The sequence below is a fragment of the Streptomyces subrutilus genome (assembly GCF_008704535.1).
In the GTDB taxonomy this organism is placed as follows: domain Bacteria; phylum Actinomycetota; class Actinomycetes; order Streptomycetales; family Streptomycetaceae; genus Streptomyces; species Streptomyces subrutilus.
Genome location: NZ_CP023701.1, coordinates 4956742 through 4977901, shown reverse-complemented (window position 1 = coordinate 4977901; position 21160 = coordinate 4956742). Strand labels below are relative to the sequence as shown.

Sequence of the window (21160 nt, the reverse complement as noted above, 5' to 3'; positions counted from 1 at the left end):
TGAGGCCCCCAGCGATCGGCTGGGGGCCTCACTGTCGCTGGGGCGCGGTGGCACTAGTCCGGGGCCACAGGCTGACGAGGAGCTTCGGTGCGCTCTTCGCCGGCAAAGGGGGCTGGTATCGCTAGGCGGTGGCCGCGGCTGCTTGCTACGCGTACCGCGTCCCTCAGGGCTCCAGTCAGGTCCGCTGCCAGGAGGCGGAGTTCATCAGGGTCCGCCTCCTCGTCCGCGAGGACTTCAGGAGCGTGGTCCAGGAGTTTTGAAGCCAGGCTGAGTTGCAGCGACTCGGTGTTATCGGCGAGACGGGACAGGTAGCCGGTGTTGTCATCGGCGCTCAAGAAGCAGGGCTTGCCGTCTGGGCCCGACCAGGGCAAGAGGCGTAGCTCGTCGTGGGGTGTAGTCATTCCGCCCTCCTACCTTCGGTCCTGTGATGCGTGGTAAAGACTGCATCGGCTCGGTCGCCGGGGAGGACCAGGAGAGCCACCTCGACCACGCGGACCGCGGTGTCGGTTGCCACGCGGGTGATCGAGAGGATGGCCAGGGTTGAGCCGATGCGAAGGGTCGTCGTTTCGTCTGGAGTGGGGAGGCGGATGCTCACCGTTTCCTGGATCACGGCCAGCGGTGGGCGCTGGTCTGACAGTCGTGCCGCTAGCAGTCCATCCGGGACGTCGGCCGGTGCTAGGTCTCGGGGTATGTAGATGCGCGCCAGGCTGTGCGGCGTTTTCCCCTCGTGGGTGAGGCAGAGGAATTCCGTCAGGGAACTTCGGGGCGAGACCTTGAGGAGGGCGGTCAGACGGCCGTGCGCTCCGAGGTTGGTGGTTCGGATGGTGGTGTGGAGGGCCCCCTCAGCCGCGGTCAACGCGCTGGGTGCGTATCCGCCGCCGACGTACGTGGTCCTGCGGAGCGGGTGGCGGACGAAGTTGCCGGTGCCGTGGATCTTCTCTACGAGGCCTTCGGCCTGGAGGAGCGCGAGGGCGTTCCGCAGGGTAGGCGTGCTGACCTCGTAGCGGGCGGCTAGTTGGGCTTCGGAGGGGAGTCGTTCGCCGGCCTTCAAGCGGCCCGTCGAGATCTGATTCCGGAGGTCGTCCGCGATGGCGTGTCGGCGGGACGGTGCGGGTTGGGTCACCAGTTCCTCCGCATCCGGAGGGCGATAAAGCGGGTTCGGGCGTGCATCGTGAGCAGCTCGCCCGACTCGAAGCAGAGCCGCTTGGCGCTGGCGGGGAGTTGGATCAGGTCGATGACGCGGCACGGTTGCCCGCCGATCTGGATGACGTCGCCGCGCTGGACGGTGGCCGAGGTGACCTCGACGTTCGTGGCGACGGCGCCGCTGGGTTTCCATCTCTTCACGGAGCCACCCGCCGCAGCTGGGATCCGTTGTCCGTGTCGTGGCAGAGGCAATCGCAGGCCTCGTAGGTCACAGGCACACCGATCGGGGCCGTGGCCGGGGACGACTGCGCGCAATCGCGGTGAGTACCGATCGCGCACGAGCTCGACCGGTAGGGGGTGGCATTCGCACCGAGTGGTAATTCCGGCCGAAGGGGGTGCCCACTGGTGCGGGCGGTGGTGGGGATCGTACGGCTCGACATGCTGATCAGCTCCTATTGCTGATGGCCAGGTGCCCGGACGTCGCCCGTCGCGGGGACCGTTCTGCGTACAGCGGCCCAGAGAGTGCGACCGGTCAGGCTGCTGGCGAGGAGACCGAATCGGTCAGCCTCCGCGACTACTTCCAGGACCTCCCGCCATGAGTCGGCGGGCAGCGATTCCGGTACCTCCGATTCGATCGACGTGTAGCGGGCGTGCTGTTCCACTCTCGTGGTCAGCCCCAGGGCGGACAGTCGGGAGGCGATGTCCTCGGCCCTGGCTTTCGAAGCGGGCACAGAGGGCCTCCGTCGCCGAGTGAACACGTTGAGTGAAGCTAGTTAACTAGATTAGAGCTAGTGGACTAGATTTTCTACATGCCTGAGCAGCCGCCTTATCTCCGCATCGCCGACGTCCTGCGGCAGCGGATCGCGGAGCACGACTGGAACGCGGGTGACCGGCTCCCTTCGCGAGCGCAGATCGCCGAGGAGTGCGGGGTTGGCGAGAACGTCGTCCGCCGGGCACAGGAGCTCCTGATCTCCCAGGGCGTGTTGGAAGGTCGCGCGGGCTCGGGAACATACGTCGCGGAGCCACGGCAGCGCGTGCGGGTCGTTCGGTCGTCGGCGCGTGAGCAGCCGGGCGGTTCTCCGTTCCGTGCGGACATGCAGGCCTTGGGCAGGCAGGGGAACTGGGAGAGCCGGACCGAGGCGAAGGTGCCCGCACCGGCCGATATCGCGGCACGTCTCGGCATCGCCGTTGAGGAGCTGTGCGTGCGCACGGTGTACGAGTTCCTCGCCGATGGCCGACCGGTGCAGCTGTCGACGAGTTGGGAGCCGTACGGGCTCACCGCCGGCACGCTGGTAGTCCTGCCCGAGGGTGGACCGCATGCCGGCGTTGGCGTCGTAAACCGGATGGCCACGATCGGGATCACCGTCAGCCACGCCGTGGAGCAGCCGGAGCCGCGGCAAGCGACCGCCGAGGAGGCGTCACTCCTCGGGATTCAGAAAGCGGCCCTAGTGACGCACATCCGGCGGACGTACTACAGCGACCAGGGGCAGCCCGTGGAGACTGCGGACATCGTCATCCCCGCCGCACTGTGCGAGATCGTCTACGAGATCCCTGTCGGTCGCTAGAGCGGCGGGCGGAGGCGCGCCGAGGTTATCCGCTGGGAACGTGGAGCGAACGGCCCGCAAAGCCGAGCTATTGAACTCGATCCGGCGAGGTCGGGTGATTGCCTGACAGGTGAGGCATGGGTCCGGTAGATGTGTGCGCATGAATGACTCCACGTCCGAGGATGGCGAACCCACCTCCCTGGTCGAGAAGACGAAGAATCTGTACGGGAAGCACAGGGGGAAGGTCATCGCCGCCGGCACCGCCTTGGGCGGCATCGCCTTGGCCGTCCTCGTCGTGGTCGCCAGGCAGGCCAAGGAACAGAGCACCACTGAGGACGCTGAGGACACCGGATCGGTCGCCGACCTTGCGGCCGAGGACGAGCGACGGAAGTCCCCCGTCAAGCACCCTGTGGTCGGGCACACGAGGACCCTTGCTGACGGGCGCGTCGTTCCCATTGCGGGTTACGAGCGGGGCGGCTCCTCGGATGACGAGGATGAGGACGAAGGACCCAGCCAAGCCGCAGCCTGAGCGTCTGGGGAAGCACACCGCGGCCTCCCCCGGCCCATCGTCACCGCCTCCCCAAAGGCCCGTCGGACCGTGTCCCCCACGTGCCCGTACCGGCGGACTTCTGTGGAGAGCCTCGGGGAATGCCGGGCAGGTGGGTGGGGACGTGCAGGTCAGGGGCTTGGCTGGTGAGGGGCCGGGCGCGTACGCGATCTTCCAAACTAGCTACGCGGGTTCGATTCCCGTCACCCGCTCTGAAGCGAAAAGGGCCAGGTCAGAGGATGTCTCCTCGACCTGGCCCTTCGTCGTTCCCGGGGGCGCGGGCCCGGGTCGCACGGTCGGAGTTCTCGGGATGCGAGGTCGGCACGAGGGCGTACGGCGCTGCCCGCCGCGTCGCCGAACAGGGCTTCGTTCCCGAGGAGCCCGTCTGCGCACTTCCGATCCGCACGGACCGCCAACGGGATCTCGAACGGTTCGTGCACGCGACGCCGGACGGCCCCGCGGCAGACAGGTCGCGGCGGCCGTGGCCTGCGGACGGAAGGGCCGGCCCGAGGGTTTGCTCGGGCCGGCCCTTCGGCGCTCCGGCTCGCGGGGCGGGGCGGGCTAGAGCTTGATGTTCGCGATCATCGTTGCCAGTGAGTTGAGGAAGCGGTTCACGTCGTCCGCGATGGAGCTGGACGCGAGGAAGAAGCCGAAGAGGGCCGCGACGATGGCCGGGCCCGCCTTGATGTGGTTGCCGCGGATCAGCACCACCAGGATGACCGCCAACAGAACCACCACGGACAGCGAAATGGCCACTACTGATCACACCTTCGGTCGTCCCCTGGTCGGCCCGGGGCGCACGGCCACGCACACCCCCACCGAACATCCTCCCACCAACGGGCCCCGGCTATCCGTCCCGTGGCCAATCGCCGTCGTTCCGTTTTCGCCAACCACACCTGCACTCGGCATATTTCGGGCACCGTCCGGCAGGTCACGGCTGGGTCAGGCCGAGCAGCGAGCGGACATACGCGTACTTGGCGGACAGCCGCTCGCGGGTGGGGTCGTCGAGCAGGGAGAGGCGCACGGGGTCGGAGTTGTGCGCGAGGTCCGATTCCTTGATCAGCAGGGCGCCGGGGGTGGCGAGGACGCGAGCCGCGTACCGCTCGACCGGTTCGCCGGGGCGCTTGGTGACGGCGAGGACCATCTCCTTCACGTGCTGCGGGAGCGCGGCCCCGTCCAGCCAGGTGAGGCTGAGGGCCTCGTCCTCGATCGCGTCGTGGAGCCAGGCCGCCGCCTGCTGTTCGGGGCTGCCGCCGCGCAGCCGGACGCCCTCGGCCACCGCCGCGAGGTGCTCGGCGTAGGGCCGGCCCGCCTTGTCGCTCTGGCCCTCGTGGGCGGCGCGGGCGAGGGCCTCGACCTCGATCAGGGTGAGCGGCTGCTGCGTCATGCGGTGTCCCTTGCTGCCGTACGGAGGGCCGCGGCGGCCCGGCGCACATCCGCCTGATTCGTACGCCAGTTGGAGAACGCGGCGCGCAGGGCCGGGGTTCCCGCGTAGCGGGTGGGGGTGACGAAGACGTCCGCGGCGGCGGCTTCGCGGAGTGCGGCGAGGCGGGCCGGGGTGGGATCGGCGGCGAGGGTGAAGCAGACGACGTTGAGTCGGACCGGGGACAGCAGGCGGAAGGCGGGGTCGCGGTCCAGTTCCGCGCCGAGGGCGCGGGCGCAGGCGATGTCGCGTTCGACGATCTCGCGGTGGCCGCGGCGGCCGTAGGCGCGGAGCGTGAACCAGGCGGCCAGTGCGCGCAGCCGGTGGGAGTTCTCGGGGGTGAGGTGGACCAGGTCGGGGTGGTCGCCGAGGGGGCCGAGGTAGGCGGCGGCGTTCCGGAAGACGCGGGCCTGGAGGTCGGGCCTGCGGGTGAACTGGACGGCGCTGTCGTACGGGACGTTGAGCCATTTGTGCAGGTCGACGCAGAGGGAGTCGGAGGCGTCGAGTCCCGCGACGAGGTGGGCGTGGTCCGGGGAGAGGGCCGCGAAGGCGCCGAAGGCGGCGTCGGTGTGCAGCCAGAAGTCGTGGCGGTCCTTGAGCGCGGCGACGGCGCGCAGGTCGTCGAAGTCGACGGTGTTGACGGTGCCCGCGTTGGCCACGACCACGGCCGGTCCGGGGGTGTCGGCGAGGGCCCGGTCGAGGGCGGCCGGGTCCACGGCCTCGCGGCCGGGAAGGGTGGGGACGGCGACGAGGGAGCGGCGGCCCAGGCCGAGGACGGACAGGGCCTTGGCGATGGACGAGTGCGGGGCGGCGGACAGGACGCGGACCGGGCCGAGGGCCGCCGCGCCGTCCTCGGCCGGGGAGACGCCGGCCCGCTCGCCGAGCCATTCCCGGGCGATGGCGAGGCCGGTGGTGTTGGACATGGTGGCGCCGCTGACGAGGGTGCCGCGGTGGGCGCCGGAGAGGCCGAAGAGCTCGCGGAGCCAGCCGACGGTCTCGCGTTCCAGGTCCTAGCCCGCGCCGTCGAGGGCGGAGTTGGAGTTCTGGTCGTGGACGGCGGTGAGCCAGTCGCCGGCCAGGGCCGCGGGGGTGGCCCCGCCGGTGACGAAGCCGAGGTAGCGGGGGCCGGCCGAGGCCGACAGCCGGGGCTCCCACCGCTCCTGGAACGCGGCGAGGGCGGCCTCGGCGCCGGCGCCGTGCTCGGGGAGGGGCGGCGGGGCGGGTACGGAGTCGGGGGCCGGGGCGGCCGGTACGACGGGGCGCGCCTCCAGGGTCTCCAGCGCGCGGACGGCGGCGCGGCGGGTGGCGTCGAGGAGTTCGGGGAGACGGGCGAGGTCGGCGGCGAGGGTGCGGTCCATGAGGGCACGGTAGGCGCGTCCGGGGCGGGTGGGACGGGCCAATCGGGGGCGAGTGGCCGGTGGCGGGGCCGGGCGGTCGTCCGGGCGTTGGGCGTCCGGGCGTCCGGCCGCTGGGTGTCCGGGCGTCCGGGCGCCCGGTCCTCTGGCCCTCCGACCGTCCGGCCGCCGGGTGTCCGGGCGTCCGGGCGTCCGGATGTCCTGGTGTCTAGGCGTCCGGGTGTCCGGGCGTCCGGGCGTCCGGGTGTCCGCTGTGGGTGGCCGTGCGTGGGACGGGGCGGTGCGGGGTGCGCGGCTGCGGGGGTGACGGGCGGCGCTCGGTGGGCGGGTGGGGCGGACCCTGGCCGGGTGGGGCGGGGCCGTCGCCGTGTGCGGGGTCGGCCGTGCGGTCCTCGGCATGCCGGGGGAAGGAGGCGCGGGTGGCGCGCCAGGAGGCTTTGTTCCGGGCGGAGTTGGCTGGGTGGGCGGGGGCTCTGGGCGGGGGTGCGGGGCGTCGTAGGGTCTGGGGATGATCGGGATGCGGTGGGTGCGGGGCGGGGGCCGTCGGGGCGCGGTGGCGTTGGCCGTGGGGGTGGCGGTGCTCGCGGGGTGTGACGTGCCGCCGCCCCCTGCGGCGGCGCCGGGGCCGGTGGCGTCGCCCGGGGCGGTACGCACTCCCCCGGCGGTGTCGCCGACGCCCTCCGACGTGTCCTCCCCGTGCCCCGAGGGCGGGGTACGGCTCCGGGAGGACGGCGGGGACGCGGCGATGGGGCTGCGGCTGGAGGGCTACCGGCTGCAGAACTGCGGAGCGCAGCCGTACGAGCTGAACGGCTACCCGGAGGTGCGGCTGCTGGACGAGCGGCGTCGGCCGGTGGAGGTGGCGGTCGGGCACGGATCGGCGCCCGTGACCTCGGAGGTACCGGCCCTGGACGCGCTGCCCGAGCGGGTGCTGCTGCAGCCGGGGCAGACCGCGTCGGTGGCGGTGGTGTGGCGCAACCGGGTCACGGACGCGACCGTGCCGGCGGTGGAGGGCCGGGTGCTGGAGCTGCGGCCCCGCCCGGACGCGCCCTGGGTGACGCTCGCGCTGACCCGGCCGGTCGACCTCGGGAACACGGGCCGGTTGGGCATCGGCCCGTGGCGGCGCTGACCGGGTGGTCGCGGGGCCCGGGAAGCGCCTCCGGCGTCGCGGTGGGCTCCGCTCTGCTTCAGGGGGGCACGCACCGGTGCGGGGCTGCGGTTGCCGAGGGCGCGAGGGCGGCCGGAGGTGGTCAGGCCGAGCGGCGGATGAGGAGGAGGGCGCGGTCGTCGTTGACGTCCTTGGCGACCTTTTCGATCAGGTGCCAGGCGGCGCCCTCCCAGCCGGCGGCCACGTAGCGGTCGGCCTCGCCGGTGAGCCGGTCGATGCCCTCGCTGATCTCGCGGTCGGCGGTCTCGACCAGGCCGTCGGTGAAGAGCATCAGGACGTCGCCGCGGCGCAGGTTGCCGCGGGCCGCGGTGAACTCGGCCCCGTCGTACACCCCGAGCAGCGGCCCCTCGCCGGACTTCTCCTGCCAGCGGCCGGTGCCGGCGGACAGTTGGAGGGCGGGAAGGTGTCCGGCGGAGAGGAGTTCGTAGTCGCCGCTCTCCAGGTCCAGGACCAGGTGGATGGAGGTCGCGAAGCCCTCCTCCCAGTCCTGCCGGAGCAGGTAGCCGTTGGCGGCGGGCAGGAAGCCGTGCGGCGGGAGGGCGCCGAGCAGGCCGCCGAACGCGCCCGACAGCAGCAGGGCCCGCGAGCCCGCTTCCATCCCCTTGCCGGAGACGTCGGTCAGCACGATCTCCAGGGTGCGGCCGCCGTTGGTGCGGGCCGCGACGACGAAGTCGCCCGAGAAGGACTGGCCGCCCGCGGGGCGCAGCGCCATCTCGCGGTGCCAGCCGCGCGGCAGGGCGGGCAGCTTGCTCTGCACCCGGATGCGTTCGCGCAGGTCGAAGAGCATGGTGCCGCCGCGCCGCCAGGGCACGCCGACCCGGCTGCGGAACTGCGCGATGACCAGCCCGAAGAAGCCGCAGGCGGCGACGACCAGGACGGTTCCGGGGGTGACCCGCGCCGGCCCTTCGGTGTACGGGCCGAGGACGAGGGCCTCGACGATCAGCGCGGCCGCGGAGGCCGCGTACAGGGCCAGCAGGCTGGCCGGGCGCAGCAGCAGTCCGCCGGCCACGATGGGCAGGACGAGGGCCGACGGGGAGAACCAGACGGGCAGCATGAGCGTGCCGAAGGCGATCGCGGGCACGGTGAGCAGGAGGCCGCCGAAGGCGAGCCAGTCGGAGGCGTCGCCGCGGAAGTAGTCGACGGCGGATTTGCGCAGCCCGGTGCGCGCCCGGTGCGACAGCATGCGCATCCGGGCCATGAGGGTCTCGACGCGCGCTCCGGCCATTGCTTCGGGACCCTATCCATCCCGGCTGTGGATGCGCAGGGGTACCCCCGGACCTGGGGCGGATCCGTACCCGAAAACTCTTCGACTGGGGCGGAATGCCCTGATAGGCATGGCCATATGGCCCTTGAGACGCGTGTATTGCAGCCCGATGAGTGGGATGTCTGGTACGACCATCTGGAACTGGCGTTCGGAGGCGTGCCCGAGTCCGCCGAGGAGCGCGGGCTCTACCGGTCGCTGACGGAGGCGGAACGTTCGCTCGGCGTCTGGGACGGCGGGACGTGCGTGGGTTCGGCCGGTGCGTTCAGCTTCCGGCTGTCGGTGCCGGGCGGCGCCCTGGTGCCCGCGGCGGGCGTGACGATGGTGGGCGTCGCGCCCACCCACCGCAGGCGCCGGGTGCTCACCTCGCTGATGCGGCGGCAGCTCGACGACGTCCGGGCGGGCGGTGAGCCGCTCGCCGTGCTGACGGCCTCCGATCCGGCGATCTACGGACGGTTCGGCTACGGACAGGCGGTGTACGGCCTGGCGGTGGAGATCGACACGGCCCGGGTGCGCCTGGACGTGCCGCCGGGGGCGGACGAGGTGCGGCTGCGGCTGGTCGACCCGGAGGCGGCGCTGGCCGACTGCGAGCGCGTCTACGCGGCGCTGGTCCCCGGCCGTCCCGGCATGCCGGCCCGGCAGCCGGGCTGGGAGCGGCAGCCGCTGCTGGACGCGCCGTCGCTGCGCGGCTCCGGCTCCCCGCTGAAGTGCGTGGTCGCGGAGCGGGCGGACGGCGAGGTGGTCGGGTACGCGCGCTACCGGGTCGCGCCGGAGTGGAACCTGTCGGGTTCGCAGGGCCGGGTGGAGGTCGGCGACCTGGACGCCCTCGACCCGGCGGCGTACGCGGCGCTGTGGCGCTACCTCTTCGGGATCGACCTGACGTGGTCGGTCCGGGCGGTCAAGCGGCCGGTGGACGATCCGGTGCTGCACCTGGTCAGCGACGTCCGCCGGTCGCAGGCGCGCGTCCGGGACGCCATGTACGTACGGCTGGTGGACCTGCCGGCGGCGCTGGAGGCACGGGCGTACGGGGCCGCGCTGGACGTGGTGCTGGAGGTGGAGGACGCGTTCTGCCCGTGGAACGCGGGGCGCTGGCGGCTGACCGCGGACGCGAAGGGCGGCGCCCGGTGCGCGCGGACCGCGGACCCGGCGGAACTGGCGCTGACGGTGCGGGAGCTGGGGGCGGCGTACCTGGGCGGGGTCGCGCTCACCGCGCTGGCGGGAGCGGGCCGGGTCCGCGAACTGCGCCCGGGGGCGGTGGCGGAGGCCTCCCGGGCCTTCACCGGTGACGTCGCACCCTGGCTCCCGCACGGTTTCTAGCCGGCGCGCGGAGAGCAGGGACGCCCGGGCCCGCCGCGGGGGCCCGGGCGCTGCCGGACGGGACGCGGGACCCGGTCGCGGGGCACGCGGCCCGGGCAGCGTCGTCGAGTCCTCTCCGGCCGGCGGGCGGACGACACGACGTCGACGGCGCTCCCTAGCGGGTCTGGCAGCCCGGACACCAGAAGAGGTTGCGGGCGCCCAGGTCGGCGGTGCGGATCCCGGTGCCGCAGACGTGGCAGGGCAGGTGGGCGCGGCGGTAGACGTAGACCTCGCCGCCGTGGTCGTCGACGCGCGGCGGGCGGCCCATGGCCTCGGGGAGGTGCTCGTCGCGGACGGTGTCGATGCGGTTGTTCCGCACGCCCTCGCGCATCAGCGCGGCCAGGTCCGCCCACAGGGCGTCCCACTCGGCCCGCAGCAGGTCGCGGCCCGGCCGGTAGGGGTCGATGCCGTGCCGGAAGAGGACCTCGGCCCGGTAGACGTTGCCGATGCCGGCGACGACCTTCTGGTCCATGAGCAGCGCCGCGACGGTGGTGCGGGAGCGGGAGATCCTGGCCCAGGCCCGGTCCGGGTCGTCGGCCGGGCGCAGCGGGTCGGGGCCGAGCCGCTCGTGCACCGCCTTCTTCTCGCCCTCGCCGATCAGCGCGCAGGCGGTGGGGCCGCGCAGGTCGGCGTAGTGGTCCTCGTTCCGCAGCCGCAGCCGGACGGTGTCGCTCGCGGGCGGGGCCGGGGCGGGGCCGAAGCCGAGTTTGCCGAAGAGGCCCAGGTGGATGTGGATCCAGGCGTCGCCGAGCTCCAGGAAGAGGTGCTTGCCGTGGGCCTCGGCGCTCTCCAGCGTGCGCCCGTCGAGCAGGGCGGCGCTCTCCGCGAAGCGGCCCTGGGGGCTGGCGGCCCGGACCGGGCGGCCGGCGAACCGCTCGGTGTGGTCCTGGGCGAGGCGGTGGATCGTATGCCCCTCGGGCACGGCTGGCTCCTCGGACGGGTCTCGGCATGACAACGGCCGTGCCGCCCCGGGCGGGGCGGCACGGCCGGGAGGCGGGATCAGCCCTGCGGGTGGTGGGCCGGGATCGGGGGGAGCTCGCCGGTCTGCTCGTAGGCGGTGAGCATCTCGATGCGCCGGGTGTGGCGCTCCTCGCCGGAGTACGGGGTGGCGAGGAAGGCCTCGACGAAGGCGACGGCCTCGTCCTGCGTGTGCATGCGGCCGCCGACGGAGATCACGTTGGCGTTGTTGTGCTCACGGCCGAGCTGGGCGGTCTGGACGCTCCAGGCCAGGATGGCGCGGACGCCCTTGACCTTGTTCGCGGCGATCTGCTCGCCGTTGCCGGAACCGCCGATCACGATGCCGAGGCCGTCGGCGTCGGCCGCGGTCCGCTCCGCGGCCCGCAGGCAGAACGGGGGGTAGTCGTCCACCGCGTCGTAGATGTGGGGGCCACAGTCGACGGGCTCGTGGCCGTTGTCCTTGAGCCAGTCCACCAGGTGGTTCTTGAGCTCAAAGCCGGCATGGTCGGATCCGAGGTACACGCGCATGGGACGAGTGTGGCACGAACGGGCCCGGCGACCGGCAGCGGGTGTCGCGTAAATCACTTCTAAAGCTCAAGTAAACCCAAAGAACGCAGATGGGACACGGCAGGACCAAGGTCCTGGACGTTCGTCCCCACGCAACGATCCGGATTGAGGTCTTCCGTCCTGCGTTCCTCTCAGGTTTGAATGCCGGGGCTCGCAACCCGAGAACCTAAGGATCCGTCCATGAGTTCCACGACGACCCTGCAGAAGGCAGGCGGCGACCCCACCGGTGAACCCGGGGGCGCGCAGCCGTCAGACGGTCTGAAGGCCGGCCTCAAGAACCGTCACCTGTCCATGATCGCCATCGGCGGCGTGATCGGCGCCGGCCTGTTCGTCGGCTCCGGCGGCGGCATCGCCAAGGCCGGCCCCGCCATCCTGGTCTCCTACGCGCTGGTCGGCGCGATGGTGGTCTTCGTGATGCGGATGCTCGGCGAGATGGCGGCCGCCAGCCCGAATTCGGGCTCCTTCTCCGCATACGCCGACCGCGCCCTCGGCCGCTGGGCCGGCTTCTCCATCGGCTGGCTGTACTGGTTCTTCTGGGTCGTGGTGCTGGCGGTCGAGGCCACCGCCGGTGCGGCCATCCTCGAAAGCTGGATCCCGGCGGTCCCGCAGTGGGCCTGGGCGCTGATCGTGATGGCGGTGCTGACCGTCACCAACCTCGGCTCGGTCGCCTCGTACGGCGAGTTCGAGTTCTGGTTCGCCGGCATCAAGGTCGTCGCCATCGGCGCGTTCGTGATCGTCGGCCTGCTGGCCGTCTTCGGCCTGCTGCCGGGCTCCGACAACCCGGGGGCGGGCTTCGCCCACCTGACCGACACCGGCGGGTTCATGCCGAACGGCTTCGGCTCGATCCTCACCGGCGTGCTGATGGTCGTCTTCTCCTTCATGGGCAGCGAGATCGTCACGCTGGCCGCCGGCGAGTCCAAGGACCCGCGCCGCGCGGTCACCAAGGCCACCAACTCGGTGATCTGGCGCATCGGCATCTTCTACCTGGGCTCGATCTTCATCGTGCTGACGCTGCTGCCGTGGAACGACCCCTCGATCACCGAGAAGGGCTCGTACGTCGCCGCCCTGGACTCGATCGGCATCGCGAACGCCGGCACGATCATGGAGGTCATCATCCTGACCGCCGTGCTGTCCTGTCTGAACTCCGGCCTCTACACGGCCTCCCGCATGGCCTTCTCGCTCGGTGAGCGCGGGGACGCCCCGAAGGCGTTCGCCCGGGTCGGCAAGCGGGGCGTGCCGGTCGCCGCGATCCTGGGCTCGGTGGTCTTCGGCTTCGTGGCCGTCTACTTCAACTACGCGTTCAAGGACACGGTCTTCAACTTCCTGCTGAACTCCTCGGGTGCCATCGCGCTCTTCGTGTGGCTGGTGATCTGCCTGACGCAGCTGCGGATGCGCGGCATCCTGATGCGCGAGGCCCCCGAGAAGGTCACCGTGAAGATGTGGTTCTTCCCGTACCTGACCTGGGCCACGGCCGCGATGATCGTCCTGGTCCTGGGCTACATGTTCTTCGACGACGCCAACCGCGAGGTCGTCTCGCTGTCGGTGCTGGTGGCGGCCCTGGTGGTGGCCGCCGGCGTGTTCCGCGACCGCCGCCGCAAGGCCGCCGAGCGCGCCGAGGCCGCCGGCCCGGCCGAGGTCCGCGGCTAGGGAGCGGCTCCCCGTGCGACGCGGCAGCCCCGGACCGCGATCGGCGGTCCGGGGCTGCCGCGTCACGGGCGGGTGCGGTTCAGCCGCGGCGGCCGGCCAGCTTCCAGGCGGCCGGCAGCAGGCCCATCGCGAGGGCGGCCTTGAGCGCGTCCCCGACGAGGAACGGGGTCAGGCCCGCGGCGACGGCGGCGGTGAGTGACATGCCGGTCGCGGCCATCAGGTAGGGCACGCCCACCGCGTAGATCACGGCCGAGCCGAGCACCATCGTGCCCGCGGTGCGCAGGACCGACCGGTCGGCGCCGTGCCGGGCGAGGGCGCCGACCAGGGTGGCGGCCAGCAGCATGCCGAGCACGTAGCCGAAGGAGGCGCCGCCCGCCCCGGACGTGCCGTTCGCGAACCACGGCACCCCGGCCATGCCCACGAGGGCGTACAGCGCGAGGGACAGGAAGCCGCGGCGGGCGCCGAAGGCGGTGCCCACGAGCAGCGCGGCGAAGGTCTGGCCGGTGACCGGCACCGGGGAGCCGGGGACCGGAACGGCTATCTGCGCGGCGATCCCGGTGAGGGCGGCTCCGCCGGCGACGAGCGCGATGTCGCGCACCCGGCTCGCGGGCAGCAGGTCGGCGAGGACGGCGCCGGGCCGGAAGGCGGCGGACGAGGCGGTGGCGACGGATGCGGTGCTCATCGGGGCTCCGTGGGTGCGTGGCGGGACGGGACACCGTGACGTTAGTCCCGGGGCCGCCCCGGCCCCACCGTCGCGCGGCACAAAGCAACGCTCCCCGCCGTGGTGGGGAGTTCACAAAAACGCTCTACCAACTGGTAACCACCGCGCCCGAAGTGATGCGGATCACCCCTGCGACAAGTAGGGCAAATCCGTTTTGCGTCGCCGCTCCCCACTCGGAGACACTGTCGAGATGTCACAAGCACCCCTGCCTGAACTCGCAGCGGAACCCCTGAGCCACGGGCTCAAGCAGCGCCACCTGACCATGCTGGGCCTCGGCGGCGTGATCGGTGCCGGGCTCTTCGTCGGCTCCGGCGCGGGCATCGCCGTCGCCGGTCCCGCGATCATCTGCTCGTACCTGCTCGCGGGCGTCCTCGCGATGCTGGTGATGCGGGCCCTGGGCGAGATGTCCGCCGCGATGCCCGCCTCGGGCTCCTTCTCCGTGTACGCGGAGCGGGCGCTCGGCCGCTGGGCGGGCTTCTCCGCGGGCTGGCTCTACTGGTTCCTGCTGGTCGTGGTGCTCGCCGTGGAGGCCACCGGCGCCGCGAAGATCGCGAACGGCTGGGTCCCGTCCGTGGACCAGTGGGTGTGGGTGCTGATCTTCATGGTGGTCTTCACCGCCAGCAACCTGGCCGCCGTGAAGAACTTCGGCGAGTTCGAGTTCTGGTTCGCCGCGCTCAAGGTCGGCGCGATCGTGCTGTTCCTGGTCCTGGGCACCCTGGCGATCTTCGGCCTGCTCCCGGACACCGACCCGGTGGGCCTGACCAACCTGACCGGCCAGGGCGGCTTCTTCCCGGCCGGGCTCGGCGGGGTCGTCGCGGGCATGCTGGCGGTCGTCTTCGCCTTCGGCGGCCTGGAGGTCGTCACGATCGCGGCCGCCGAGTCGGACGACCCGGCCCGGTCGGTGGCCCGCGCCGTGCGCAGCGCGGTGTGGCGCATCCTCTTCTTCTACGTCGGCTCGATGCTGGTCATCGTGACCCTGCTGCCGTGGGACTCGCTGGAGCCGGGCCAGAGCCCGTACGTGGCCGTCCTCGACTCCATCGGCATCCCGGCGGCCGGCCAGATCATGAACATCGTGGTCTTCGTGGCACTGCTGTCGGCGCTCAACGCCAACCTGTACGGGTCCTCGCGCATCGTGTTCTCGCTGGCCGAGCGGGGCGAGGCGCCCCGGGGGCTGCTGAAGGTCTCGGGCGGCGGGGTGCCGCGCCGGGCGGTCTTCGCCTCGGTGGCCTTCGGCTTCGTCTCGGTGGTGCTGAACCTGCTGTGGCCGGACACGATCTTCCTCTACATGCTGAACGCGGTCGGGGCGGTGCTGCTGTTCGTGTGGGCGCTGATCGCGGTCTCGCAGCTGAAGCTGCGCCGCATCATCGAGCGCGACATGCCGGAGCGGCTGACCCTGCCGATGTGGTGCTTCCCCTACCTGACGTGGGCCGCGCTGGCGGGCATGGCGGCGGTGCTGGTGCTGATGCTGTTCGACGACTCCGCCCGGCCGCAGCTGCTGTGGTCGACGGGGGCGGCCGCCCTGGTGCTGGGGGTGGCGTGGGTGCGCGAGATCCGCGCGCGCCGGGCCGCCTGACCGCGGCCGCCGCGGGCCGCGCCTCGTAGGAGGGGCGTCACGGCCGGTGAAGGCGGCGTCCGGATGATGGACAGCGACCGTCCGATTATCGGACGGTCGGCAGACTGGTGGCATGAGCCAGAGCACCCTCACCCCCTCCGAGCAGCAGGCTCCGCCGCAGGCGGACGCCGGTTCCCCGCTCGGCAACGGACTCAAGCAGCGCCACCTCTCGATGATCGCCCTCGGCGGTGTCATCGGCGCCGGCCTCTTCGTCGGCTCCGGTGCCGGCATCGCGGCCGCGGGCCCCTCGATCGTGCTCGCGTACGCCGCGTCCGGGCTGCTCGTGATGTTCGTGATGCGGATGCTCGGCGAGATGTCGGCCGCCAACCCCGCCTCCGGTTCCTTCTCCGTGCACGCGGAGCGGGCGATCGGCCCGTGGGCCGGGTTCACGGCCGGCTGGATGTTCTGGACGCTGCTGTGCGTGGGCGTGGCCATCGAGGCCATCGGCGCGGCGCACATCATGACCGGCTGGTTCCCGGGCACCCCTTCGTGGATGTGGGTGCTGGTGTTCATGGCCGTCTTCTGCGGCTCCAACCTGGCGGCGGTGTCGAACTTCGGCGAGTTCGAGTTCTGGTTCTCCGCCCTCAAGATCGGCGCGATCGGCCTCTTCCTGGGTCTGGGCGTCCTGGCCGTGCTGGGCCTGCTGCCCGGCACCGGCTCCCCCGGCGCCGCGAACCTGCTGCACGACGGCGGCTTCCTGCCCAACGGCATGGACGGCCTGCTGGTCGGCCTGCTGGCCTCGGTGGTCGCGTACGGCGGCCTGGAGACGGTGACCATCGCGGCCGCCGAATCCGAGAACCCGGTCAAGGGCGTGGCCAAGGCCGTGCGCACCACCATGTGGCGGATCGCGATCGTCTACGTCGGCTCCATGCTGGTCATCGTCACCCTGCTGCCGTGGAACGACCCGGCTGTGACGGCGGACGGCCCGTACGCGGCCACCCTGGACCGCCTGGGCATCCCCGCGGCCGGCGAGATCATGAACGTGGTCATCCTGATCGCGCTGCTCTCCGCGATGAACGCGAACATCTACGGCTCCTCCCGGATGGCGTACTCCCTCGTCTCCCGCGGCCAGGGCCCCAAGGCCCTGGGCAGGGTCACCGGCCGGGTGCCGCGCCGCGCGGTGCTCGCCTCCTCCGGCTTCGGCTTCGTCACCGTGCTGCTGTCCTACTGGTACCCGGACACGCTGTTCGCCTGGCTGCTGAACATGGTCGGCGGGGTCATCCTCATCGTCTGGGGCTTCATCGCCGTCTCGCAGTTCGTGCTGCGCCGCCGGACCGAGCGCGAGGCCCCCGGGCTGCTCGGCGTGCGCATGTGGGGCTTCCCGTACCTGACCTGGGTGGCGCTGGCCGCGGTGGCCGGGGTGCTGGTGCTGATGGCGCTGGGCGAGGACACCCGGGTGCAGGTGTTCTTCACCGGCGGGCTGACGCTCGCCCTCGCCGCCACCGGCTACGCGATGCAGCGCCGGGCGGCCGCCCGCGCGGCGGCGTAGGACCTCCGTCCGGCGCGACACCCCCGCAGGACGGCACGTCAGGGGCCGGGCCCGTGCGACCGCACGGGCCCGGCCTCCGGCGTTTCCGGGCGACGGCCAGGCCAGGCAAGCCTTACTCGTGGCTCGGAATAGATACTGCTAGCGTGCAGTTGCGCATTGATTGCAATAAGCGGTTGGCACGCTGAGGGGACCGGATACACGCATGGCCATTTACACGCTTCCTGAGCTTCCGTACGAGTACTCGGCGCTGGAGCCGGTGATCAACCCGCAGATCATCGAGCTGCACCACGACAAGCACCACGCGGCGTACGTGACGGGCGCCAACAACACGCTGGAGCAGCTGGAGGAGGCGCGCGACAAGGAGAACTGGGGCGCGCTCAACGGCCTGGAGAAGAACCTCGCGTTCCACCTCTCCGGCCACATCCTGCACAGCATCTACTGGCACAACATGGCCAGCCCCAAGACCGGCGACGGCGGCGGCGTGCCGGACGAGAAGGACGGCCTGGGCGACCTCCCGGCCGCGATCACCGAGTCCTTCGGCTCCTTCGCCGCCTTCAAGAAGCAGCTGACCTTCGCCGCCTCCGCGACGCAGGGCTCCGGCTGGGGCGTCCTCGCGTACGAGCCCATCAGCGGCCGCCTCATCGTCGAGCAGGTCTACGACCACCAGGGCAACGTGGGCCAGGCCTCCGTGCCGGTCCTGGTGTTCGACGCCTGGGAGCACGCCTTCTACCTGCAGTACAAGAACCAGAAGGTGGACTTCATCGAGGCCATGTGGAACGTCGTCAACTGGCAGGACGTGGCCAAGCGCTACGCCGACGCCAAGGCGAACACCCCGCTGCTGATCCCGGCCGGCACGGCCTGATCGGCACCACCCGCCCGTCCGCCTCGTGATCGTCTTCTCACCCTTCACCGGCGGGCGTGTCCACCAGAAGGCCCCCGTGAGGACATGACTCACGGGGGCCTTCTGCGCACGGTGCCGGGCCGGTCCCCCGGTGCGGCGGGCTACTCGAAGGAGGGGCCCTGGGTGCGGGTGCGCTTGATCTCGTAGAAGCCCGGGGTGGAGGCGACGAGCAGGGTGCCGTCCCACAGTCGGGCCGCGGCCTCGCCGCGCGGGGCCGGGGTGACGACCGGGCCGAAGAAGGCCACCTCTGCGCCGTCGGCGCCGGGGACGGAGATCACCGGCGTGCCGACCTCCTGGCCCACCCGGTCGATGCCGTCGTTGTGGGACGCGCGCAGCACCTCGTCGTACTCGTCGGAGTCCGCGTACGCGAGCAGTTCGGCCGGCAGGCCGACCTCGGCCAGGGCGTCGGCGATGACCTCGCGGGTCGGGCCGCGGCCCTCATTGTGGATCTTGGTGCCGAGGGCGGTGTAGAGCTTGCCGGTGATCTCCTCGCCGTGCTTCTGCTGGGCCGCCACGACCACGCGGACCGGGGCCCAGCCCTTGGGGCCGAGCAGCTCGCGGTAGGTCTCGGGCAGCTCGTCGAGCTTGTTCTCGTTGAGGACGGCCAGGCTCATGACGTGCCAGCGGACCTCGACGTCGCGGACCTGCTCGACCTCGACCATCCAGCGCGAGGTCATCCAGGCCCAGGGGCACAGCGGGTCGAACCAGAAGTCGACCGGGGTCTTCTCGCGATCCTGGGTGTCGGTCATGTCTCTCCTCAACTCGGACAAGGGCGTCACGGGGACCGTGTTCCGCGTCGTTCTCCGTCGGCAACCAGGCCGGGGGCGCGCACATTCCCCCGTGCGAGGATTCACGGGAAGAACGCGATCACGCACGAAGGAGTGCAGGGTGCCCGGAGAGAATCTGTCCCGCGACGAGGCCCGAGGACGGGCCGAGCTGCTGTCCGTCGACGGGTACGAGGTCGTCCTCGACCTGCGGTCCGCGGTGGACGAGGCCGAGCCGGCCGAGGGTCCCCGGACCTTCCGCTCGGTGACCACGATCCGCTTCCGGGCCGCGACCCCGGGCGCCGCCACCTTCGCGGACCTGATCGCCCCCTCGGTGAACGCGGTCACCCTCAACGGGCAGGCCCTCGACACCGCCGCCGTCTTCGACGGGTCGCGGATCGCGCTCGACGGGCTCGCCGCCGAGAACGTCCTGGTGGTGGACGCGAACTGCGCGTACAGCCGGACGGGCGAGGGCATGCACCGCTTCGTGGACCCGGAGGACGGCGAGGTCTACCTCTACACCCAGTACGAGCCGGCGGACGCCCGGCGCGTGTACGCCAACTTCGAGCAGCCGGACCTGAAGGCCCCCTACCGCTTCGAGGTGGCCGCGCCCGAGGGCTGGCAGGTGTGGAGCAACGGCGCGGAGGAGTCGCGGGACGGCGCGGTGCGCAGGTTCGCCGAGACCGCCCCGATCTCCACCTACATCACCTGCGTGGTCGCGGGCCCGTACCACTACGTGACCGACACCTACACGCGCGGGGACCTGACGATCCCGCTGGGCGCCCTCTGCCGCAAGGGCCTGGCCAGGCACTTCGACGCGGACGACGTGTTCCTCGTGACGAAGCAGGGCTTCGACCTGTTCCACGAGATCTTCGACTACCCCTACCCCTTCGGGAAGTACGACCAGGCCTTCGTGCCGGAGTACAACCTGGGCGCGATGGAGAACCCGGGGATGGTGACCTTCCGCGAGGAGTACATCTTCCGCGGGAAGGTCACGCAGGCCTCGTACGAGCGCCGGGCGAACGTGATCCTGCACGAGATGGCCCACATGTGGTTCGGCGACCTGGTCACCATGAAGTGGTGGGACGACCTGTGGCTGAAGGAGTCCTTCGCGGACTTCATGGGCTCCTTCGGGCTCGTCGAGGCCACCCGCTTCGACCAGGCCTGGGTCACCTTCGCCAACAGCCGCAAGGCGTGGGCCTACCGCGCCGACCAGCTGCCGTCCACGCACCCGATCACGGCCGACATCCGCGACCTGGAGGCCGCGAAGCTGAACTTCGACGGGATCACGTACGCCAAGGGCGCGGCCGTGCTCAAGCAGCTCGTCGCCTACGTGGGGCGGGAGGCGTTCCTGGAGGGCGCGCGGCGCTACTTCAAGGCGAACGCGTACGGGAACACCACCCTGGACGACCTGCTGTCGGTGCTCGCCGAGGTCTCCGGGCGGGACATGGCCGAGTGGTCGCGGGCCTGGCTGCAGACGGCCGGCGTGAACGCGCTGACGCCGGTGGTGACGTACGACGCCGGCGGCCGCCTGACCGAGCTGGCGGTGGTGCAGGAGGGGGACGAGCTGCGCCCGCACCGGGTCGCGGTCGGCCTGTACCGGCAGGTTCCGGACGGCACCCTGGCGCGGTACGCGCGGGCCGGGGTGGACGTGGCGGGCGCCCGGACGGTGGTGGCGGAGCTGGCCGGGCTGGAGCGGCCCGACCTGATCCTGGTCAACGACGAGGACCTCACCTACTGCAAGATCCGCTTCGACGAGACCTCGCTGGCCACCCTGCGCGGCCACCTCGGCGACCTCACGGACCCGCTGGCGCGGGCGCTGAGCTGGTCGGCGCTGTGGAACCTCACGCGGGACGGCCTGATGCCGGCGCGCGACTTCGTCTCGCTGGTCCTGGCGCACGCGGGCCGGGAGACGGACGTCGGCGTGCTGCAGATGCTGCACGCGCAGACCCTGACGGCCGTCACCCACTACGCGGCGCCCGACTGGCGCGAGCAGGGCGGCCGCGAGCTGGCCGCGGGCGCGCTGCACGAGCTGCGGCTGGCCGAGCCTGGCTCGGAGCACCAGCTGACGTGGGCCCGCTTCTTCGCGGCGAGCGCGGCGACCGAGAGCGACTTCCGGCTGCTGCTGGGGCTGCTGGACGGTTCGGCCCGGATCGACGGGCTGGACGTGGACCAGGAGCTGCGCTGGGACTTCCTGCTGCCGCTGGCCGCGCACGGCGCGGTGGACGAGGCGGCGCTCGACGCCGAACTGGCCCGGGACGACACGGCCTCGGGCAAGCGGCACCAGGTGCGCTGCCTGGCGGCGCGCCCGTCGGCGGCGGTCAAGGACCAGGCGTGGGCGGCGGTGGTGGAATCCGACGCGCTGTCGAACGCGCTGGTCGAGGCGACGATCGCGGGCATGCAGCAGCCGTCGCAGCGCGAGCTGCTGGACGGGTACGCCGGGCGGTACTTCGAGGTGATCGAGCGGGTGTGGGCGCAGCGGTCGATCCAGATCGCGATGGACGTGGTGAAGGGGCTGTACCCCTCGCTGCGGGACGGACAGGCCACGGTGGACGCGACGGACGCCTGGCTGGAGGCCCACCCGGCGGCTCCGCCGGCCCTGCGGCGGCTGGTCCTGGAGTCCCGTGACGACCTGGCCCGCGCGCTGCGCGCCCAGCGGTGCGACGCGGCGGCGGCCCCGGACGCCGTCTGACGCGCGGGGGTGCGGG

Annotated in this window: 20 protein-coding genes and 1 pseudogene; 9 read left to right on the top strand and 12 right to left on the bottom strand. The window is 72.0% G+C overall.

Features of this window, described 5'->3' with window-relative positions; genetic code table 11:
- Nucleotides 1–53 precede the first annotated feature (53 nt).
- From CP968_RS34970 to CP968_RS34965, 4 genes are all read right to left on the bottom strand, one after another.
- Nucleotides 54–401 carry a hypothetical protein gene (locus CP968_RS34970; RefSeq protein WP_167536830.1) on the bottom strand — a complete coding sequence of 116 codons (348 nt, stop codon included), beginning with the start codon at nucleotides 399–401 and terminating at the stop codon, nucleotides 54–56.
- Nucleotides 398–1123, bottom strand: coding sequence for a GntR family transcriptional regulator (locus CP968_RS21930; RefSeq protein WP_150519625.1), 726 nt, complete (start codon nucleotides 1121–1123; stop codon nucleotides 398–400). The genes CP968_RS34970 and CP968_RS21930 overlap by 4 nt, the downstream gene beginning before the upstream one ends.
- On the bottom strand, nucleotides 1120–1344 hold the full coding sequence (locus CP968_RS21925) for a hypothetical protein (protein WP_150519624.1): 225 nt from the start codon (nucleotides 1342–1344) through the stop codon (nucleotides 1120–1122). The genes CP968_RS21930 and CP968_RS21925 overlap by 4 nt, the downstream gene beginning before the upstream one ends.
- 251 nt (nucleotides 1345–1595) lie before the next feature.
- Nucleotides 1596–1874: a hypothetical protein gene (locus CP968_RS34965; RefSeq protein ID WP_150519623.1), complete on the bottom strand. Its 279-nt coding sequence runs from the start codon at nucleotides 1872–1874 to the stop codon at nucleotides 1596–1598.
- A gap of 78 nt (nucleotides 1875–1952) precedes the next feature.
- On the opposite strand from CP968_RS34965, the gene CP968_RS21910 reads away from it, so the two are divergent.
- Entirely contained in the window at nucleotides 1953–2708 is a 756-nt protein-coding gene (locus tag CP968_RS21910) for a GntR family transcriptional regulator (RefSeq protein ID WP_150519622.1), read from the top strand.
- A 139-nt stretch (nucleotides 2709–2847) separates the two neighbouring features.
- Nucleotides 2848–3216: a hypothetical protein gene (locus CP968_RS21905; protein WP_150519621.1), complete on the top strand. Its 369-nt coding sequence runs from the start codon at nucleotides 2848–2850 to the stop codon at nucleotides 3214–3216.
- Nucleotides 3217–3795: 579 nt separating this feature from the next.
- On the opposite strand, the gene CP968_RS21900 is transcribed toward CP968_RS21905, so the two are convergent.
- The 3 genes and pseudogenes from CP968_RS21900 to CP968_RS21890 all read right to left on the bottom strand — a co-directional run bounded on the left by CP968_RS21900 (nucleotide 3796) and on the right by CP968_RS21890 (nucleotide 6015).
- Nucleotides 3796–3990, bottom strand: a complete 195-nt coding sequence (locus tag CP968_RS21900; RefSeq protein ID WP_150519620.1) for a hypothetical protein — start codon at nucleotides 3988–3990, stop codon at nucleotides 3796–3798.
- A gap of 175 nt (nucleotides 3991–4165) precedes the next feature.
- Complete coding sequence (locus CP968_RS21895; protein ID WP_150519619.1) at nucleotides 4166–4621, bottom strand: HD domain-containing protein; 456 nt, start codon at nucleotides 4619–4621, stop codon at nucleotides 4166–4168.
- A pseudogene (locus tag CP968_RS21890) lies at nucleotides 4618–6015 on the bottom strand (pyridoxal phosphate-dependent decarboxylase family protein). The gene CP968_RS21895 and the pseudogene CP968_RS21890 overlap by 4 nt, the downstream one beginning before the upstream one ends.
- Before the next feature lie 682 nt (nucleotides 6016–6697).
- Here CP968_RS21890 and CP968_RS21885 point away from each other — a divergent pair.
- Nucleotides 6698–7138, top strand: coding sequence for a DUF4232 domain-containing protein (locus tag CP968_RS21885; RefSeq protein ID WP_167536829.1), 441 nt, complete (start codon nucleotides 6698–6700; stop codon nucleotides 7136–7138).
- A gap of 121 nt (nucleotides 7139–7259) precedes the next feature.
- On the opposite strand, the gene CP968_RS21880 is transcribed toward CP968_RS21885, so the two are convergent.
- Nucleotides 7260–8402 (bottom strand): PP2C family protein-serine/threonine phosphatase, encoded by a 1143-nt coding sequence (locus CP968_RS21880; RefSeq protein WP_150519617.1) that lies wholly within the window; start codon nucleotides 8400–8402, stop codon nucleotides 7260–7262.
- A 117-nt stretch (nucleotides 8403–8519) separates the two neighbouring features.
- Here CP968_RS21880 and CP968_RS21875 point away from each other — a divergent pair, with 117 nt between their 5' ends.
- Nucleotides 8520–9755, top strand: coding sequence for a GNAT family N-acetyltransferase (locus tag CP968_RS21875; protein ID WP_150519616.1), 1236 nt, complete (start codon nucleotides 8520–8522; stop codon nucleotides 9753–9755).
- A 154-nt stretch (nucleotides 9756–9909) separates the two neighbouring features.
- On the opposite strand, the gene CP968_RS21870 is transcribed toward CP968_RS21875, so the two are convergent.
- On the bottom strand, nucleotides 9910–10716 hold the full coding sequence (locus CP968_RS21870; protein ID WP_150519615.1) for an Fpg/Nei family DNA glycosylase: 807 nt from the start codon (nucleotides 10714–10716) through the stop codon (nucleotides 9910–9912).
- Between the two features lie 77 nt (nucleotides 10717–10793).
- Entirely contained in the window at nucleotides 10794–11279 is a 486-nt protein-coding gene (locus CP968_RS21865) for a ribose-5-phosphate isomerase (RefSeq protein ID WP_150519614.1), read from the bottom strand.
- A gap of 219 nt (nucleotides 11280–11498) precedes the next feature.
- Here CP968_RS21865 and CP968_RS21860 point away from each other — a divergent pair, with 219 nt between their 5' ends.
- Nucleotides 11499–12965 (top strand): amino acid permease, encoded by a 1467-nt coding sequence (locus tag CP968_RS21860; protein WP_150519613.1) that lies wholly within the window; start codon nucleotides 11499–11501, stop codon nucleotides 12963–12965.
- A 79-nt stretch (nucleotides 12966–13044) separates the two neighbouring features.
- Here the strand turns inward: CP968_RS21860 and CP968_RS21855 are convergent, their stop codons facing one another.
- Nucleotides 13045–13647 carry a biotin transporter BioY gene (locus CP968_RS21855; protein ID WP_150519612.1) on the bottom strand — a complete coding sequence of 201 codons (603 nt, stop codon included), beginning with the start codon at nucleotides 13645–13647 and terminating at the stop codon, nucleotides 13045–13047.
- Between the two features lie 229 nt (nucleotides 13648–13876).
- On the opposite strand from CP968_RS21855, the gene CP968_RS21850 reads away from it, so the two are divergent.
- The 3 genes from CP968_RS21850 (at nucleotide 13877) to CP968_RS21840 (ending at nucleotide 17649) form a co-directional block, all read left to right on the top strand.
- Nucleotides 13877–15259, top strand: coding sequence for an amino acid permease (locus CP968_RS21850; RefSeq protein ID WP_150519611.1), 1383 nt, complete (start codon nucleotides 13877–13879; stop codon nucleotides 15257–15259).
- A 112-nt stretch (nucleotides 15260–15371) separates the two neighbouring features.
- The gene (locus CP968_RS21845) at nucleotides 15372–16787 is read left to right on the top strand and encodes an amino acid permease (protein ID WP_150519610.1); all 1416 of its coding nucleotides are present in this window, start codon (nucleotides 15372–15374) and stop codon (nucleotides 16785–16787) included.
- A 202-nt stretch (nucleotides 16788–16989) separates the two neighbouring features.
- Nucleotides 16990–17649: a superoxide dismutase gene (locus CP968_RS21840; protein WP_150519609.1), complete on the top strand. Its 660-nt coding sequence runs from the start codon at nucleotides 16990–16992 to the stop codon at nucleotides 17647–17649.
- Between the two features lie 140 nt (nucleotides 17650–17789).
- Here the strand turns inward: CP968_RS21840 and CP968_RS21835 are convergent, their stop codons facing one another.
- Nucleotides 17790–18437 carry a mycothiol-dependent nitroreductase Rv2466c family protein gene (locus CP968_RS21835; RefSeq protein ID WP_150519608.1) on the bottom strand — a complete coding sequence of 216 codons (648 nt, stop codon included), beginning with the start codon at nucleotides 18435–18437 and terminating at the stop codon, nucleotides 17790–17792.
- A gap of 139 nt (nucleotides 18438–18576) precedes the next feature.
- On the opposite strand from CP968_RS21835, the gene pepN reads away from it, so the two are divergent.
- A complete protein-coding gene (gene pepN, locus CP968_RS21830; protein WP_150519607.1) occupies nucleotides 18577–21144 on the top strand; it encodes an aminopeptidase N in 2568 nt (855 codons plus the stop codon).
- The last annotated feature ends 16 nt before the right edge of the window (nucleotides 21145–21160 follow it).